Source organism: Moorena sp. SIO4G3 (assembly GCF_010692305.1).
In the GTDB taxonomy this organism is placed as follows: Bacteria; Cyanobacteriota; Cyanobacteriia; order Cyanobacteriales; family Coleofasciculaceae; genus Moorena; species Moorena producens_A.
On sequence record NZ_JAAHIG010000198.1, the window covers coordinates 1 to 16,386 of the forward strand.

The 16,386-nt window shown below is 43.2% G+C and carries 16 protein-coding genes; 10 read left to right on the forward strand and 6 right to left on the reverse strand.

What is annotated here, in order from left to right:
- The first annotated feature begins 94 nt into the window (after window positions 1-94).
- The 10 genes from F6J99_RS27625 to dhaL all read left to right on the forward strand — a co-directional run bounded on the left by F6J99_RS27625 (window position 95) and on the right by dhaL (window position 7,676).
- On the forward strand, window positions 95-328 hold the full coding sequence (locus F6J99_RS27625; RefSeq protein ID WP_293117316.1) for a hypothetical protein: 234 nt from the start codon (window positions 95-97) through the stop codon (window positions 326-328).
- Window positions 318-683 (forward strand): Lin0512 family protein, encoded by a 366-nt coding sequence (locus tag F6J99_RS27630; RefSeq protein ID WP_293091003.1) that lies wholly within the window; start codon window positions 318-320, stop codon window positions 681-683. Before F6J99_RS27625 ends, F6J99_RS27630 begins: the two co-directional genes overlap by 11 nt.
- A 224-nt stretch (window positions 684-907) precedes the next feature.
- Window positions 908-1,051: a hypothetical protein gene (locus F6J99_RS27635; RefSeq protein WP_293117319.1), complete on the forward strand. Its 144-nt coding sequence runs from the start codon at window positions 908-910 to the stop codon at window positions 1,049-1,051.
- A 194-nt stretch (window positions 1,052-1,245) separates the two neighbouring features.
- Window positions 1,246-2,781, forward strand: coding sequence for a choice-of-anchor Q domain-containing protein (locus tag F6J99_RS27640; RefSeq protein ID WP_293117322.1), 1,536 nt, complete (start codon window positions 1,246-1,248; stop codon window positions 2,779-2,781).
- A 496-nt stretch (window positions 2,782-3,277) separates the two neighbouring features.
- Window positions 3,278-3,520, forward strand: a complete 243-nt coding sequence (locus F6J99_RS27645; RefSeq protein WP_293117325.1) for a hypothetical protein — start codon at window positions 3,278-3,280, stop codon at window positions 3,518-3,520.
- Between the two features lie 54 nt (window positions 3,521-3,574).
- A complete protein-coding gene (locus tag F6J99_RS27650; RefSeq protein WP_293117328.1) occupies window positions 3,575-3,784 on the forward strand; it encodes a hypothetical protein in 210 nt (69 codons plus the stop codon).
- 40 nt (window positions 3,785-3,824) lie between these two features.
- On the forward strand, window positions 3,825-5,282 hold the full coding sequence (locus tag F6J99_RS27655) for a zinc ribbon domain-containing protein (RefSeq protein ID WP_293117330.1): 1,458 nt from the start codon (window positions 3,825-3,827) through the stop codon (window positions 5,280-5,282).
- Window positions 5,283-5,602: 320 nt separating this feature from the next.
- Window positions 5,603-5,767 carry a hypothetical protein gene (locus F6J99_RS27660; protein WP_293117333.1) on the forward strand — a complete coding sequence of 55 codons (165 nt, stop codon included), beginning with the start codon at window positions 5,603-5,605 and terminating at the stop codon, window positions 5,765-5,767.
- 83 nt (window positions 5,768-5,850) lie between these two features.
- Window positions 5,851-6,924, forward strand: a complete 1,074-nt coding sequence (dhaK, locus tag F6J99_RS27665; RefSeq protein WP_293117336.1) for a dihydroxyacetone kinase subunit DhaK — start codon at window positions 5,851-5,853, stop codon at window positions 6,922-6,924.
- A 107-nt stretch (window positions 6,925-7,031) separates the two neighbouring features.
- Complete coding sequence (gene dhaL / locus F6J99_RS27670; RefSeq protein WP_293117339.1) at window positions 7,032-7,676, forward strand: dihydroxyacetone kinase subunit DhaL; 645 nt, start codon at window positions 7,032-7,034, stop codon at window positions 7,674-7,676.
- Window positions 7,677-8,000: 324 nt separating this feature from the next.
- Here the strand turns inward: dhaL and F6J99_RS27675 are convergent, their stop codons facing one another.
- The 6 genes from F6J99_RS27675 to F6J99_RS27700 form a co-directional block, all read right to left on the reverse strand.
- Window positions 8,001-8,183: a hypothetical protein gene (locus F6J99_RS27675; RefSeq protein WP_070390589.1), complete on the reverse strand. Its 183-nt coding sequence runs from the start codon at window positions 8,181-8,183 to the stop codon at window positions 8,001-8,003.
- A 122-nt stretch (window positions 8,184-8,305) separates the two neighbouring features.
- Window positions 8,306-10,654: a hypothetical protein gene (locus F6J99_RS27680; protein ID WP_293117342.1), complete on the reverse strand. Its 2,349-nt coding sequence runs from the start codon at window positions 10,652-10,654 to the stop codon at window positions 8,306-8,308.
- 108 nt (window positions 10,655-10,762) lie between these two features.
- Window positions 10,763-12,037: an RNA-guided endonuclease IscB gene (gene iscB, locus F6J99_RS27685; protein ID WP_293117345.1), complete on the reverse strand. Its 1,275-nt coding sequence runs from the start codon at window positions 12,035-12,037 to the stop codon at window positions 10,763-10,765.
- 451 nt (window positions 12,038-12,488) lie between these two features.
- On the reverse strand, window positions 12,489-13,277 hold the full coding sequence (locus F6J99_RS27690) for an FkbM family methyltransferase (RefSeq protein WP_293117347.1): 789 nt from the start codon (window positions 13,275-13,277) through the stop codon (window positions 12,489-12,491).
- A gap of 122 nt (window positions 13,278-13,399) precedes the next feature.
- Window positions 13,400-14,413: a glycosyltransferase family 2 protein gene (locus tag F6J99_RS27695; protein ID WP_293117350.1), complete on the reverse strand. Its 1,014-nt coding sequence runs from the start codon at window positions 14,411-14,413 to the stop codon at window positions 13,400-13,402.
- Window positions 14,414-14,571: 158 nt separating this feature from the next.
- The gene (locus F6J99_RS27700; RefSeq protein ID WP_293117353.1) at window positions 14,572-15,585 is read right to left on the reverse strand and encodes a glycosyltransferase family 2 protein; all 1,014 of its coding nucleotides are present in this window, start codon (window positions 15,583-15,585) and stop codon (window positions 14,572-14,574) included.
- Window positions 15,586-16,386 lie beyond the last annotated feature (801 nt).

The window sequence follows — 16,386 nt, forward strand, 5'->3', positions numbered from 1 at the left end:
AAGGTTTCGTCTCCGGAAGGCTCAACTCCAATTGCTGTATGACCACTCCTCACTCGGACAACAATAGAATGCACCTTGACCGTATTATCCGGTTTTGTACCGATTAATGACGGTTCAAGAGTATCCCCCAGGGGGAACCCTCCTAGTGATCACTCGATTTCGGGATAGCGACACTGAACCGGATGGTCCCCCTTGGCCGTTGTCAGATACAGAACTAGCTTACTTTCAGGAATTGGGCTTAGTCGAAATTCATCGTGATACTATCCCAGAATCAGAGGATGACCCAATTCAACGGTTGCGCATTGAATATAATCGCCATGGTTCGTAAACGCTTAATTATTGAAATGGGAATGGGAGTAGACCAACACGGTCAAGACCCAACCGTAGCAGCAGCAAGAGCTGTACGCAACGCTATTGCTCACAATGCCTTACCTGGTGTTTGGGAAGTAGCTGGTTTAGAGCATCCCAATCAAATGATTGTTGAAGTTCAAGTCGCCGTGCCTTACCCAGAGCAAGTCCGAGAAGATGAAGTACTGGCTGTACTCCCATTTGGTCAGAAAACTCTATCCCTTGAGTCCGGTGGCATGGTAGTTCAAGGCAGGGCGATTCCAGAACTTAATGATAAAAATGATGACATGCTGATTGCTGTTGCAGCGGTTACTGTTTTGGTCGATAGTGATTAGCTAAGCTATCAGCTTAAGCGCTACGCGCACGCGTGCGCGTTCAGCTATCAGCTATCAGCTTAAGCGTTTTCAAACGAGTTGTAAAATCAGAGATTGTCGAAAAAGGCAATAGGCATGCTAGCAATAGGCAATAGGGGCAAGAGCTCCATCGTTTTTTAAGAAAATCAAATAAGACCTTCTCAGTTTACATCTCAAATGAAAATGCTATATCATTTTTTAGCCTAATGAGGTACACAGACTTTTTGCCCTGTTCCCTCTTCTTTCTTCCCTATTCCCTATTCCCTATTCCCTGTTCCCTCTTCTTTCTTCCCTATTCCCTTTTATATTTAACCGAATTTAAACCCAGTATAATTTTTATTTTAAGCTAATTAAAGCTTTGATTAATCTAGGAGTTTTAGGGGATAAATCTTGGTACCTTTTGATAAACTATTTTGATAACTAGCTCAGTAAAATCCCTTAGGGTGATCGCTTAATTAATTTTGTTTGTGGAATTTTACAGTGAGCTAGTCAAGTCCCTTGAATACAGGAATTAATTTCCTAAAAAAAATACCAGGAGAAATATATGGCAAATTTAATAGTTACCACCTTAGATGATGAAAATGATAATAGTAATGGCACTACTTCTCTGCGAGAAGCCATTGAGGCAGCCAATAATACCGCAGGGGACGATATAATTGAATTTGATCCCAACCTCAATGGAACAATTACCCTTATCCCCACTAATGGGGCACTGGAGATTACCAGTAGTCTGAGCATCCAAGGTAATGGTGCTATCACTGTAAGTGGTAACAATCAATCCCGTGTCTTTACGGTCGATGATGGAGATGCAACCACTGATCAAACCGTGTTGATTGATGGCTTGACCATTACTGGAGGGCAAGATAACGTTGTTGGTGGTATCTTTAGTACTGAAATACTAACTATCAACAACAGCACCATTACCAATAACGTCGGCGGTGATTTCGGTGCCGGCGGTATCTTCGTCAACGGCGGCAGTGTTGAGATCGCTAACAGCACCATTGCCAATAATAACGCCGCCGCCGCATTCAACAGCGCTGGCGGCATCAGGGTCTTCGACGGCGGCAGTGTTGAGATCGCTAACAGCACCATTGCCAATAACGTCGCCGGTGTTCTCGGCTTCGGCGGTATCCTCGTCACAAGCTCCGACAGTGTTGAGATCGCTAACAGCACCATTGCCAATAACGACAGTGACGTCGGCGGTATCTCCATCTTTAACGTCGGCAGTAGTGATATCGCTAGCACCATCATTGCCAATAATAATAATAATGATATTAGCGGGTCTTTCACCAGTGGTGGCAACAACCTGATTGGAAATGGTGATGGTGGAACCGGCTTTACTAATGGGATGAATGGTGATTTAGTTGGAACCACCGCTAATCCCATTGATCCACTCCTCGGTCCATTACAAAACAATGGTGGTCCTACTGAGACCCTAGCACTTCTTCCTGGTAGCCCTGCCATCAATGCTGGCAGCGATCCTAATAACTTGAATACTGACCAACGAGGTGCTGGATTTGATCGAGTACAGGGTGGTGTCGCTGATATTGGTGCTTTTGAAAGTGATACTCCAGGAGTTACTCCACCAGTTACTCCACCAGTTACTCCACCAGTAACCCTTCCACCAGTGAATATATCCATTGAGATTCTCTTCGGTGGTCAAGGTGATAATGTCTTCTTAGGTTTCAGTGGTAACGATATTCTGTTGGGTAATGATGGCCGTGATACTCTCAGAGGTGGTTCTGGTCGAGACCTGCTGTTTGGTGGCAATGATAATGATTTACTCTTTGGCGGTAGCGGTCGGGATATCCTCGATGGTGGCCAAGGGGATGATACCCTTGAAGGTGGTTTCGGTCGTGATTTGTTTGTCTTGAGAGCTGGTGATGGTGAAGATACCATCCTGGACTACTCTGATGGCATCGATCAATTTATTTTAGATGGTCTGAGCTTTGAGCAACTGGAAATTGTCCAAGGTGATAACGGTACTGTAATCCAGGTTGATAGCACTGATGAAGTCTTAGCGTCTGTGCTTGGGGTGGATGCTAGTGTGATTGATGCTGGAGACTTTATCAGTATCTAAGCGAGAACGATCCCACTAAAACCCTATCCTGACAAGGTGACAAGGTGACAAGGTGACAGTGTGGGGAGATGGGGAGATGGGGAGATGGGGAGATGGGGAGATGGGGAGATGGGGAGATGGGGAGATGGGGTGATGGGGTGATGGGGTGATGGGGTGATGGGGTGATTTTTATGAAGGGTAATTATCCTCAGATCAGATTATGGTGCTTCTAATACCTATCAGGTAAACAGGATTTTTTCCCGGCGTTGCTGAATTAAGGAATGAATGCGGGATTATCTGGTTTTATTAAAGCCCCCGTTGGTCCCCCAATTCTGATACTGCTGGCGAAAAAAACATTTAGTAATATCAGCCTGAAGACAGCAGTCTTTATAGCCCCCCAACCCCCAATTCTGGGGGAGCATGAACTTAAAGTTACCCATCTGCTACTCTTGTGTAAACAAATATTAATTTCGCCAACGGTATCAATTCTGGGGGACTTGTCTTGATGCAGTCGCTCATGGGGGAAACCCCCAAGACCGCGCTGCATCGCTTGAGAGTTTTTCCCCCCAGAATTGGGGGGCTAGGGGGGCGAAACCATACTGAGAATCAGCAACGCCTTTTTCCCTGCTCCCGATTCCCGATTCCCGATTCCCGATTCCCGATTCCCGATTCCCGATTCCCGTTCCCCTCCTGGGAGGGGTTAGGGGTGGGTTCCGATTCCCGATTCCCTGTTCCCGATTCCCGATTCCCTGTTCCCTAAAACCCAAAATTTGTACCTCACCGAAATAAGAATTGCTATATAATTAAACATCAAATGAAAACGACCGAGTTAGTTTCTGCAGCAACTACTTGCCAGACCCAATCAACCAAACCAAACCTACCTCAGACACCGATAGCACAGATTCTCGATTTTGACACTGACCATCAAATCAAACAAATACTGCCTCAGTCATGCAATCAAACCCCATTAAATAGGGATAATACGGTATTTAATGGTATAAAACCGACATTGACAATACTCTAGTACTAGAGTAAGATTAAAGTATAAGATTCAGACAGCAGCAATGGCCAAGAAAGTAGGAGCAACTAAAAAAATATCGACTCAAATCGTCCCAGTAGTGGGTATGACCGCGTCGGTTGAGACAGAGTTGCTGTCTACAATGAAAAAGTTGGGCATTGTCAGATCTGAGTCTTACAACAAACTGGGAAGCATCAACTACTGGAACCTTGACTGGAAAAAAGCCATTCCAGAAGTAAAGAGTTTTAGGACTCCAGATACTCTGGAATTACCTGCAAAATTGATGGACTGGACTGTTAATGATGTAGGTAAGGCTATTACAGCGAGCCAAGCAGCTTGTAAAGATTCGGTTACTAACAAGATTTACAAAAGATTTCCAGGAAAAGAAAATCAAAATAAACGCAAGGAATATGTCACGCAACTTAAGACCTCAGCATTTCTGGACAATTCTTTACTGCACAGACTCGTTAGAAAAGAATTTCAAAGAGGTCATTCTTGGGTTAAAAATCAGATAGTTTATCAGCAAGTTGGCTACAAATGTAAAAGACTTTCGCGGAATACTTGGCAGCTGGAACTAGCTGGGTTGAAGAGAGGGAAGAGAAATAGGATACTTGTCAGATCTAATCGAAAAATCAAAGGACAGATTAGATTAATCTATAACCAAGACTTGCCAAGATTTGAAGTTCACTTTCTAGTAGATCATGGAACTGTAGAAATTAAATCTGAACGTCGGAGTATAGGAGTAGACAAGGGTTACACTGAGGCTTTCTATGACTCAGAGGGTCAGGCTCACGGGAAAAAACTAGGAAAGACAGCTACCAGGAAGTCTGTTCGCGTAGCGTGGCCTTTTGGCCATCGTATATGTGCCAAAAACCGCAACAGAGGGAAACTTTGGGCGCTTCACAGAAAACTAGAAAAAATAGATCCAGCAAAATCAGCTCGAATATTAGAAAATAATCTAACTAGAAAAACAGAAAATCGCCGTTACAGGCAAAACCAAGGTGAACTGACGGCGATAATAGGAGCAGCTTCTAAGTCTCTTTTTAATGGAGAAGCTCTAAGAGTTTTCGCAGAAGATTTAACACAGCCAATCAAAGGTAAGCGTCAGTCCAAAGCCGTGTCCCGTAAACTTAACAGTTGGATGAAAGGAGCAATGCGGGACTCTTTACAAAAATGGGCTAATTGGACTGGCTCAGTTGTTACAGAAGTTCAGCCTAGTTACACGTCGCAAATTGACTCCAGGAATGGCACCCTATTGGGGAAAAGGACTGGGGACAATTTTACCGGATTTGATGGGGTCGTGTTGCAGGCTGACCATAATGCTGCCAAAAACATCCTTGCTCGCGGTACCGACAAGGAGATCGGGAAATACATGAATAAGACCGAGGTTCAGGCAGTATTATTGCGTCGTACCGCGCGTTTCTTGGTTAGAAGTTACCGTCAGAATAAGGCAGCCTTTATGGTTTGTCGGCTATGGGTAAAAGGTTTAAAACTTTATGATTAAGGCTGCCTTATTCTAAGGTTTCGTCTCCGGAAGGCATGGGACTTGGATTGGATGATGGGGTTGAGCTAGGTTGGCTTGACCCTAAGCATACGAAAACTAAGGCTTTCAAGCAACTCCTGGTCGAGATGCCAGGGTCGCCTAAACAGACAAGTGGTTAGAAGTTACCGTAAGAATAAGGCAGCCTTTATGGTTTGTCGGCTATGGGTAAAAGGGTTAAAACTTTATGATTAAGGCTGCCTTATTCTAAGGTTTCGTCTCCGGAAGGCTTAACTCCAATTGCCGCTTAACCACTTCTCACTTGGGCAACAATAAATTGCACCTTGACCGTATTGTACGGGTTGATCCCGATTTATGACGGTTTAAGAGTATCTCTTAGGGGAGATGGAAATATTGGTCAAGGGGGAAGTAGGGGCAAGGGATGGGACGATGGGGAAAACTATACCGGAGTCCAACTGATATCAAGTTCGGTAGCATCGGTATTGTAAAGCCTAGGTAATGGTTAATGGGATCACCAATTACCCATTACCCATTACCAATTACCCATTACCCATTACCACTGATATCAATCATGAAAAAATTAATAAACCATCCCGATAATGTTGTCAGAGAAAGCCTAGAAGGCATGGCTGTAGCCCATCCTGACCTGCTCAAAATTAATCTTGACCCCCCCTTTATCTACCGCGCTGATGCTCCCATATCAAACAAAGTAGCCATTATTTCCGGTGGTGGTAGTGGTCATGAACCCTTGCACGGGGGCTTTGTGGGTGCCGGAATGTTAGATGCGGCCTGTCCCGGTGAAGTGTTTACCTCTCCCACCCCCGACCAAATGCTAGAAGCTGCCAAAATAGTCAACAGTGGTGCAGGGGTTCTTAATATTGTCAAAAACTATAGTGGTGACGTCATGAATTTTGAGTTAGCTGCGGAATTAGCTATCTCAGAAGGCATCCGAGTCCTCAATATCCTAATTGATGATGATGTAGCGGTAAAAGATAGCCTCTATACTCAAGGCAGGCGGGGGGTAGGCACAACATTATTAGCCGAGAAAATCTGTGGCGCTGCCGCTGCTGCTGGTTATGACCTCAAACAACTGGCTAATCTCTGTCGCCTGGTTAATGGTAATGGACGCAGCATGGGGATGGCCTTGACATCCTGCACCCCTCCTGCTAAGGGGAGTCCCATGTTTGACTTGGGGGAAGGGGAAATAGAATTTGGGATTGGCATTCACGGGGAACCAGGAAGAAAACGAATGTCCCTCAAATCAGCAGATGAGATAACTGAAATGCTAGCGCTATCGATTATTGAAGATTCTGCCTATAGCCGCACAGTGCGAGAGTGGGATGAAGATAAAGCAGAATGGACAGAGTTGGAAATAACTGACCCCCCTTTCCAGAAAAGCGATCGCATTCTGGCATTCGTGAATAGCATGGGTGGTACTCCCCTGTCGGAACTATACATTGTCTATCGCAAATTAGCCCAAATCTGTGAACAAAAGGGACTGGAAATCGTGCGTAGTCTGATTGGTCCTTATATTACCTCTCTAGAAATGCAAGGCTGCTCGATTACCCTACTCAAAATGAACGATGAGCTGATTAAATTCTGGGATGCACCAGTCAAGACACCAGCCCTACGTTGGGGACTATGATTGGTATCATATCGGGGAGCATCAGTATTGTAAACCTTAGCTAATTGCTCATTGCTCATTGCTCATTGCTACCCTGAGGCTCTGACCCCCTGACCCACTCTGCGACTATGGTAACGGTAACTAAACATCAAATTCTACAGTGGTTACAAGCAGTCGCTACTGTACTCGAACAAAACAAGGACTATCTAACCGAACTTGATGCTGCTATTGGTGATGCTGACCACGGTATCAATATGAATCGTGGCTTTCAAAAGGTAATCACTCAGCTTCCTAAAGTCGCAGATAAAGACATTGGCAGTATTCTCAAAACCGTGAGCATGACTCTAATTTCCACTGTGGGAGGTGCCAGTGGACCACTTTATGGCACTCTATTCTTGCGCTCAAGTGCAGCAGTAGCAGGAAAGCAAGAACTGACAGAAGAGGATATGGTCAAACTATTCCAAGCAGCAGTGGAGGGGGTCGTCCAGCGAGGCAAAGCCAAGTTGGGAGATAAGACCATGTTAGATGCTCTATCACCCGCAGCCAATGCCTTCGCACAAGCTGTAGATAAAGGAGACAGTATGCTAGAAGCCTTGCAACAGGCTGTCAACTCAGCAGAAGAAGGGATGAAAAATACTATTCCCTTGGTGGCCAAGAAGGGACGAGCCAGTTATTTAGGGGAGCGCAGTGCTGGACATCAAGACCCTGGTGCTACGTCAGCCTATTTGATACTTCAGACACTTCTAGAAACTATTGGCGAATACAGGGAGTAGGGAGTAGGGAGTAGGGAGTAGGGAGTAGGGGGAAGAAAATTGACTGTACCTCATAAGTGAGATAAAAGCTATAGTAAACTTTTAACTTTAGTAACTTATTGATAAGTTAAGCGTCCGCATCTTATTGAAGGTCAACCGTAACCCCTCAACCTTCAACCTACCCTACGGGAACGCCAAAGGCGAACAACCCTCAACCGGATAACCTTCAACCTTAAGCTTTAAACTTTCAACCTTTAACCTTCAACCTTTAACCTTCAACCTTTAACCTTCAACCTTCAACCCTCCCTCAACCGACCCTACGGGAACGCCAAGGGCGAACAGCCCTCAACCAAATTTGACGATTATAGCTTGCACCAGCTGAACAATTTCAAAGGTCACGAAGACGCTGAGAATAATTGTTACTAATTTATTCAGTATCGGTATGTTGCCATACCCAAACCAAGAGGCAACAAACTTGATTAACACCATACAAATGGCGCTAATGATTAAAAATTGCAGGATTGCCATCGTTTGATTCCCTGATTAACACGAAACAAGTCAGTTATTTAGTGTATTCCCTATTCAATAGGGGTTACCCTAATTACAAGGAAAATTTTATAAAGATCTTAAACAATTCATCAAAATTAACCCTATTGTGATCCGTAGTATATTCCCCTACCATTGGTACCAATAAAAACAAGTCCGAACTCCTGCTTACTCGCCTCCATCACACCAGGTCTATTGCCAATTGGTCGAGAGCGATCGCCCATCCGTGTCCATGTGCGTCCCATGTCAAGAGACTGGAATATTCCTGGTTCTTGGGCACGGGTTTTGGCTGAGCTTCCTGAAGTCTCACTAACTTCCCGATTCCTAACCCCATTCTCGACATTGGGAAGATTTCCATCAATATTTCCATAAATATATAGTGCTGGAGTGTCGCTGCCCTGGGGTGCTTTACCAAAAGCAAATAGGTGAGCTCTGGTTACTGAAGGTAGCTTAAGGAATGACTGACCGCCATCGGTAGAGCGATAGAAACCCTTGCGGTCTAGACTCAGCCAAATTTCACCCTTAACCCCTGGCACCGTTTTCAGGGAATGCCAACCTTCATTCCGCAGTGAATCATTCACAATTTGAAAGGATGAGCCGCCGTCATTGGAACGATAGACTTTGCCTTTAGCATAGTAATAAAACCTGTTGCCATCTACAGGGTCTGCCGCTAAAGATTGAGACCAATTCCATGGACCACCCGGACCATTGGGTAATCCTGAAACGTTTTGCCAGGTCATCCCTCCATCCTTAGTGCGCAACGGCTGACCTTGACTAACTGTCACAACAAATAAATTGGGGTTAGTAGCAGACATAGCCACCCGCATCGGCATCGTATTGTCTGGAAATGAGGCAAACTCTTGCCATGTCAGACCACCATCGGTGGAAGTAGCTCCAGTATAGGTTGAATTCCAGCGGTAACCACCAACCCGAACCATCTGCAAGGGTTTAGTTTCACAGTAAGCAATACTATAGGTATCTTGGAATGACTTACCAGGTTCCCCCAGACCAAGTCGTTGAGACGGGTAAGTATCTAACCCTTGGTTATGGTAGAAACCATCCACATCCGCCACCCCACTTACCAGTATCGGACCACGGGGTGGTGAAACCAGAGTAAACGGAACCACTTCCTCATGTCCGGCGGCATAGTTAGTCCAAACAACGGGATTAGCATTAAGATCATCTGTCCGCCATACACCGTACCAATCCGTAAACCAAACTCTTCCCGGTACTTTCGGGTCAAACTCCATATCTGCCATATGATTAGCAAAATACCTCTTCTGCCACCAGGGAATAGTGTTGTTAGCAGAAGACTGCTGCTGTTTCCAGGTAGTGCCGCCATCTAGGGAACGGTAGAATTTGGTTTTTTGTGTGCGGTTTAGGGCAACTAAGATATCCTCAGGATTAGCAGGATTCACACTGAGCGTACCAAAAATGCGATTAGATCCCCCTGGTTTCATGGTTTTCCAGACACCATTGCCATACTTGTGGACTCCAGGATTACTGGTACTGGTGACGTAGAGGATATTATTTTTTCCCACAGCCATGCGATTGACTGTTTTTGGGCTACCAGCTACCTGAGTCCAGCTGACCCCAGAGTCAGTAGATTTGTAGATGCCATCTCCATAGGGAGAAGCATACACTAAGCCCGGTACCTGTTTATCAAAGACAATAGCTGTAATACCAATTTTGTTATCTGGTTTACCTGCAAAAGAGGTGACGTTTTCCCAGGTAGCACCAGCATCCGATGATTTCCAGAGTCCATCTTCTCTAGAGCCGAAGAGGATAATATTGGAATTGAACGGATCAACAGCTAGTCTCTCTCCTAGCCATTTTTTCTTGTGGTTAGCCCCCATCTTGAGCTCTAGGTTCAACTTTGTCCAAGTTTGTCCTTTATCGGTAGATTTAAATAGTGCTCCCGGTTCAGCCCAGGGATATTTTCCAGCCGCAATATAGACAATCGTTGGATCATTGGGATCAACAGCCAGTGCTTCTCCTCCATAGTAGTTTCTATCAGAGAAGGGAAAGTGTTCTGTCAGGGGAATCCAACGTTGCTTCCCCTCATCCCAACGATAGAAGCCACCCACATCAGTCCGAATATAAACTAAGTCTTTTTCCAGTGGATGGAGGTAAACACCAGTGACATAACCACCACCTCCGATCGCTACATTAGTTGTTCCGAGGCGGATGTTGTTCTGGTATTTCCGAGAGTTAACTACCTCAGCGTGTCCTGAATTTACCTTAACGATATCAGTGACCAATACAATTGACCCCAGCATCATCAAACTAGTCAGGATCATCAGTCCTAGAGTAACCCTTTGCCTAAACCAACGGTTTGGTTGGGTAATAGCTCGAATCCGGTGATTGGGAATCCACTTAGCAAGGGTTAGACCAATCGCAAAAATAAATAAGCCTAAAAGCACCCTGAGTGCGATCGCAAGCCAGTCAATCATCAAAAAAATAGGGGTTGGTAAGGGGAGCGACGGAAACCCCTGTCATTCATGCATGGGAAGGAGTCGCTCCCCTTACATAAACAGCAGTTTGACAGAGTTTCCTGGGAATTATAAACTATAATAGTATCCATCTTTCCGGTGTATAACGCTGCAATATTTGTGACTAATTCCTTGAACCAGTCCAGGTTTTGTAGAGATATTAAATGAGCCGGTTTGGCGAGTAGCTACTCTGCCTGTATAGGTTCCTATTTTCTTACCTTTGGTTACAATGGCTTTTACAATATCTCCGGTTTGAAAACCTTTAACTTCTTTGTACCTGGGGACATAACGAGTCGGGAAACCAAACTTATTCGTTCGACACATCTGACGAGTTCCATGTCCTTTAGCTGTAATCAATAATGGTTGATAGCTTTCGATGTACAAGTTATCAACTTTACCGACATTAGCGGCATCCAACCAATGGGTTTTAGGGAGATTTTGACGGCAACGATTATACTTAGTTAATCCACCACTACCGGTCTCAATCGGTAAACCAGTTGACTTAAGGTGATTGTATAATTTCCATCTGGTTGAGTTAACCGCTGCTGCATTAGCTAAAGGCTTTTTCGCCTGAGCCAAAACTCGCTTTAAGACACTAGGTTTGCCAGACAAAAATTGTTCGATTTCCTGAACTCCTTTCGTCTGATTACATTTGTGACAAGCAATAGCTAAGTTACAGACTCGGTTAGAGCCTCCCCTAGCTAATGGCTTGATATGCTCTATTTCTAGAGGAGTGTTAGCTGCTCCACAGTAAGCACATTGGCGGTGCCATTTTTCAAGTAGATACTCCCGTAGTTCATACCCGTACAATGTGCCTTGCTGATACTCGACACCAGATATTTCGGGATTTTCCATTTTTTGAGTGTCAAAACGGACTAACTCCTGAGAAATACCAACAATTGGGCATAATCTACTTAACTTTTTAGTCCAAGTCAAGATATTGTGAACTCGTGACATTAAACTAGGAGCTAGCCAGCCAACTGAGCGTTTTCGATTCAAAAATCTAGGCTGACGGTAACGAGTTTTCCGGTTACGCCTAGAACGCCTTAACCGCCTACGAGAGATTAGAGCATCTCTGATTTGAAAACCCCTGTGAGTTAGTTCAGCTCCCCAAACAACTTTATTATCCTGGACAATGGCTAAGCCCGTAGTCTTAGCACCGGGGTCTATTTTGAGTTGATGTTCGTGGGTTACACAGTTTTTGACCTCCAATTCTGGCATAATGATTGTGAACGGGTATCTTTTTAGAACTCTTGCTTTCCCCTGTTTGAGTAGAATTCTGGCTCTAGCAGGCTGACAAGGGTCTAATGGTTTTTTGTTTTTGTCGAGTACAAATACGCGCATAATTACGTTTACTCCTATTTCTAGGGTTAAGTTCGCGCTCGTGCTTCGCACACGCTGCCGCGAACGCTAATGTTGTCAGTCGGTACTATCCAAATTGCACTCCCTTAACCTGATACAGATGTTTAACAATTTGGTTCTAGAGCTTGGAACTAGCGACGCATCCCAAGGTAGGAACTTGAACACTTACTGACAACGGAGTCCGCTTAGGACTTAAGCTGGTCAAGTATTGAGGTTACAAGCCCCCGGATTCTATGCGTGGGGTTGCACTACTCCCAGGTTCTTGACAGAAATAATAGATCAGCAACTAGGACAAGACTTCCCCAGTAACTCTACTAGTAGAGTACTTTAATAACCCACCCTACTATTTATAACTATTTCTAGGGATTTATAGGATTTGTTGCCCAGTTTTTTCATTCGTCTTACAGAATGCTCCTGTGTGTTCTAGCTACCCCTAAGGCGTAGCAAAGAAATTCCAAGCAGAGTCTTCTTCACAGATTGTGGTAAATTCAGGCTCACTGAGTGGAGCTAACCCCTCTAGCCAACTGTTAAGTTTAAAAATATTCAAACCACACTGGTTGACTAGCAAATCATACATCATAGCTGGGGTTATTTTATAATCAATCATGGCACTACGACCAAATTCAAAGACTAGGTAAGGCTTGTGGGTTTTTAAGGTTCGGATAGCACCTTTGAAAACCTGAAAATCTGCTCCTTCTGCATCTACCTTAATCAAATTAACTTTGAAGTCAGGTTGAAGGATGTCATCAAGTTTGTGAGTTTTGATGGCAATGGATTCTGTTGTAGCATTGTTATAGCCCCAATAGCTGTAGTCTCTTTGTTTTAGACCACTGAGTGCTGGGGCATCAACAACATGCCAGAAGGTGGTTTCTCCCTCTAAATCACTCAAGGCAATTTGCCTAACATCAACCTTTGGGAACCGTTTTTGCAGCCGAGTAGCCAGCCGAGGGAGCGGCTCAAAAGCATAATGATGACCGAGGGGAGCCAGTTGGCATATTTTTGTCAACACAGTCCCCATGTTGCCACCCACATCGATACAGTTTGAGGATTTGTCTAAAATCCGCTTCATAATCTGATAGACATAGGTATCATCTTTCCTGCTGGTCAGGATCTTTTGGCTAGGAGGCTTGATCAAATCAACAATACTTCTTGCCGCAGACTCAAACGGTGTGCCAATTAAAAACTCTTTGAGGTGAGTTTTTATGGTTAAAGGTAGATTCATTTTTTAACCGCTTATAAACCTTAGCTTTTAGTTTATAGCAGAAACTAATCAGGGTTGAGCAGTTTTATTTACAAAGTTTTATAAAAGCTTTACAAAGTGTTTGTAAAGCACCCTATCAACTATTAAGCTTGCTCCTGATAAATTCGGCGCTTTTGTGAAGCTCCTGTCGTTTTTAAAGCCACAGCTTCCATTTGCTGGTAAATAGTTTTAGGTAAAAGTCGGAGCAAATAAGCAGCAGCCCCGGTCAACAGAGTACGAAGCGGTTCCTCTAGCAAAATACGCCAGTAAGTCCCTAAAGCCTTATTAAACAATTCTGTTGCCATCAACCCTTCGTTGATGCTGAGGGCACGTCGAGCAGCAAACCGTAAATAATAGGCGCGGGCTGGCTTTTCACATTCAGCAATTACCTCTGGAGCATAGGCACGTGTTTTCTCAATCACCTTTTCTAGAGAATTTATATGCTTGAGTATACTAGCTGAATGCCCTTGTGAATGAATACGATATAAAGTCAGCGGCTCTGGCAAACCTTCCATGTACCAATCAGTTTTAATCGCCATGCGCAGCCAACATTCCACGTCTTCGATATTGTGCAATTGAGTATCAAAATAAGCATCCTCCGTAGCCTGAGGCTCTCGGTATCGAATTGCTTCAAACACTTCTCGCCGAATCACTGGTGTTGAACCATTCCCAATGGGATTACGACACATGATATAATCTGTAGTTATATCTTTAGTTTTGGCTATTTGATAGATTCCTAACGGAGTTCCTGTTTCATCAATTAACGCAGAATAGCTAAAACTGACTCCTACATGGGGTGATATTTCTAGATGCAAAACATGCTTTTCTAGCTTTTCTGGAACCCAGAGGTCATCTCCATCTAAGAAAGCGATATACTCTCCTTCAGCATGGCGAATGCCAGTGTTTCTAGCCGCTGATACTCCTTGATTATCCTGACGAATAACTTTAATTCTCGGATCGTTAATTTGTTGACATATTTCGATACTGTTGTCAGGAGAACCATCATCAATCAGTAGCAGCTCAAAATTTTTATAGGTTTGGACGAGCACAGATTCTACTGTGGCGGCTATGTAGTTTTTAACTTTATATACTGGAATAATTACCGATACTTTCTTCATAGTAGACTCAAACCTTGAAATTAGTTAACCATGCTAGGAAGCACAAGGTCAATAAAGATACGATTCCAAACCCGATAACCTCTTATATAATCAGCTTATTCTATAAGCTTTTTTAAGGTTTAATTTTTAATTTTTAATTTTTAATTCCGCGAGCGGTACTAGTTTTGGACAAGAGGCTGTTTTTTAACATTGTTGAGCAGCCTAGAGACAAGCAATTCAATTTGAGCATATAAAGACTTCGGTAATAACCAAAGCATATAAGCGGCTATTAAGGTTAAGATTGTTCGCCGTGGCTGTTCTAGTAGGATACGCCAGTGATTGGATAATGATCGATGTATAAGTGTCACAGCATCTGAAGCTACTTTAAGACGAACCGCACTCCTAGCCAAGTACCGCAATTGGTAAGCCCTAGAAATGTTTTCCCATCGGCTGGTCAGTGTGGGAGCATAGGAACGGGTCTTTTCAATCATTTGTTCCAAGGACTCTAACTGCTTGAAGAGATTAGCTGACAACCCTTGTGTATTAATTCGATAGAGGGTTAATGCTTCAGGTATTCCCTCAATTTTCCAGTCAGTTTGAATAGCGATGCGAAGCCAACATTCAAGATCTTCAGCACGACGGAAGTTTTCATCAAAGTAATAATTTTCTGTAGAGCCGTAAAGATTATCCTGATACTTAATTGTGTCAAAGACTTCTCGACGAACTACAGCAGCCGAACCGTTCCCGATCGGACTCTCTCGAAACAAATCAGATATAGTAATATTAGTGAGCTTAGGCATTAGATAGGCACCCATAAAATTTCCAGCTTCATCAATCAAAGCAGAACGGCTAAAACTAATGCCGACATCTGGGAATTTTTCTAAGTGTTCCATATGTCTTTCCAGTTTCTGAGGTAACCACAAGTCGTCTCCATCTAAAAACGCTAAATAATCTCCTTTTGCATGGCGAATTCCTGTATTTCGCGCTCCAGCAAGTCCCCGATTAGTTTGGTGAATAATGTTAATTCTATTATCGGAAAATTTTCGACAAATATTGACACTTTTATCGGGAGAATCATCGTCTATTATCAACACTTCAAAGTTTTTATAAGTCTGGTTTATAACCGACTTTACTGCGGTAGCAATATACTTTTCAACGCCGTATACTGGGATAATTATCGAAACAGTTTTCATCGGGTAAAATTTATGAATAAGTTACAGATACGATATAAGAATTATGGGTATAAATTTTGTTTGTGAATTAATTTACAAACTTAGTCCAATAAATTTTAATAAACTTAGACTAACTAATCAGGTAATTTATGAGTAATTAAAACTATGTTTTTTTTGTATATGTATAGATAATTTGGTATCCATTTTAACCTTAAATCTATATCTAGCAAGTACTTTGGGGCGCTTGTTGCAACCCAGATAAATATAAATAAAATTTATCAGTTTTTTGATAATAGTTTTTGTATAATTGTATAATATACTTTCCAGTAGCATTTGTACTTTATACTACAGTTGTATAATAAAGCGAACGCCACAAGTAGACAAGTAAGCAATATGATGATTTCAAGATGCTATCCTTGTCAGCTTATATAAAAGCGTTACAACCAGACTTTATACAAGTAAATCATACTTAAAAAGTATAGCAAAAAAAACTATCTACCGAGAGATTTTATTTATAAAGACTAGACATAGTTTTCACAATTAGTAAACAGAAATTTTACAATTAGCTACAACTCACAAAATATCCAATTTCACTGTCTTGATGCCGTCGCGAATGGGGAGGGGCTGTGGGGAGCATGTCACTTTTGCCGAACATTTGTACTAAGGTAATAGGTAATGGGAACCCACCCCTAACCCCTCCCAGGAGGGGAAGGTAATAGGTAATAGGTCATCAGGGGAGCTAGTCCTGGATGAATATTTGTACATTATCTATAGCCCCCTCATGGGTAATTGCTTGCTCTACTGGAAAATAGTACTAATGTT

What these genes read in the sequence shown, in the direction of transcription:
- iscB (WP_293117345.1), bottom strand. Translation starts at nt 12,037, where the DNA reads ATGCGCGTATTTGTACTCGACAAAAACAAAAAACCATTAGACCCTTGT.
- F6J99_RS27700 (WP_293117353.1), bottom strand. Translation starts at nt 15,585, where the DNA reads ATGAAAACTGTTTCGATAATTATCCCAGTATACGGCGTTGAAAAGTAT.
- F6J99_RS27630 (WP_293091003.1), top strand. Translation starts at nt 318, where the DNA reads ATGGTTCGTAAACGCTTAATTATTGAAATGGGAATGGGAGTAGACCAA.
- F6J99_RS27650 (WP_293117328.1), top strand. Translation starts at nt 3,575, where the DNA reads ATGAAAACGACCGAGTTAGTTTCTGCAGCAACTACTTGCCAGACCCAA.
- dhaL (WP_293117339.1), top strand. Translation starts at nt 7,032, where the DNA reads ATGGTAACGGTAACTAAACATCAAATTCTACAGTGGTTACAAGCAGTC.
- F6J99_RS27680 (WP_293117342.1), bottom strand. Translation starts at nt 10,654, where the DNA reads ATGATTGACTGGCTTGCGATCGCACTCAGGGTGCTTTTAGGCTTATTT.
- F6J99_RS27655 (WP_293117330.1), top strand. Translation starts at nt 3,825, where the DNA reads ATGGCCAAGAAAGTAGGAGCAACTAAAAAAATATCGACTCAAATCGTC.
- F6J99_RS27690 (WP_293117347.1), bottom strand. Translation starts at nt 13,277, where the DNA reads ATGAATCTACCTTTAACCATAAAAACTCACCTCAAAGAGTTTTTAATT.
- dhaK (WP_293117336.1), top strand. Translation starts at nt 5,851, where the DNA reads ATGAAAAAATTAATAAACCATCCCGATAATGTTGTCAGAGAAAGCCTA.
- F6J99_RS27645 (WP_293117325.1), top strand. Translation starts at nt 3,278, where the DNA reads ATGGGGGAAACCCCCAAGACCGCGCTGCATCGCTTGAGAGTTTTTCCC.
- F6J99_RS27675 (WP_070390589.1), bottom strand. Translation starts at nt 8,183, where the DNA reads ATGGCAATCCTGCAATTTTTAATCATTAGCGCCATTTGTATGGTGTTA.
- F6J99_RS27635 (WP_293117319.1), top strand. Translation starts at nt 908, where the DNA reads ATGAGGTACACAGACTTTTTGCCCTGTTCCCTCTTCTTTCTTCCCTAT.
- F6J99_RS27695 (WP_293117350.1), bottom strand. Translation starts at nt 14,413, where the DNA reads ATGAAGAAAGTATCGGTAATTATTCCAGTATATAAAGTTAAAAACTAC.
- F6J99_RS27640 (WP_293117322.1), top strand. Translation starts at nt 1,246, where the DNA reads ATGGCAAATTTAATAGTTACCACCTTAGATGATGAAAATGATAATAGT.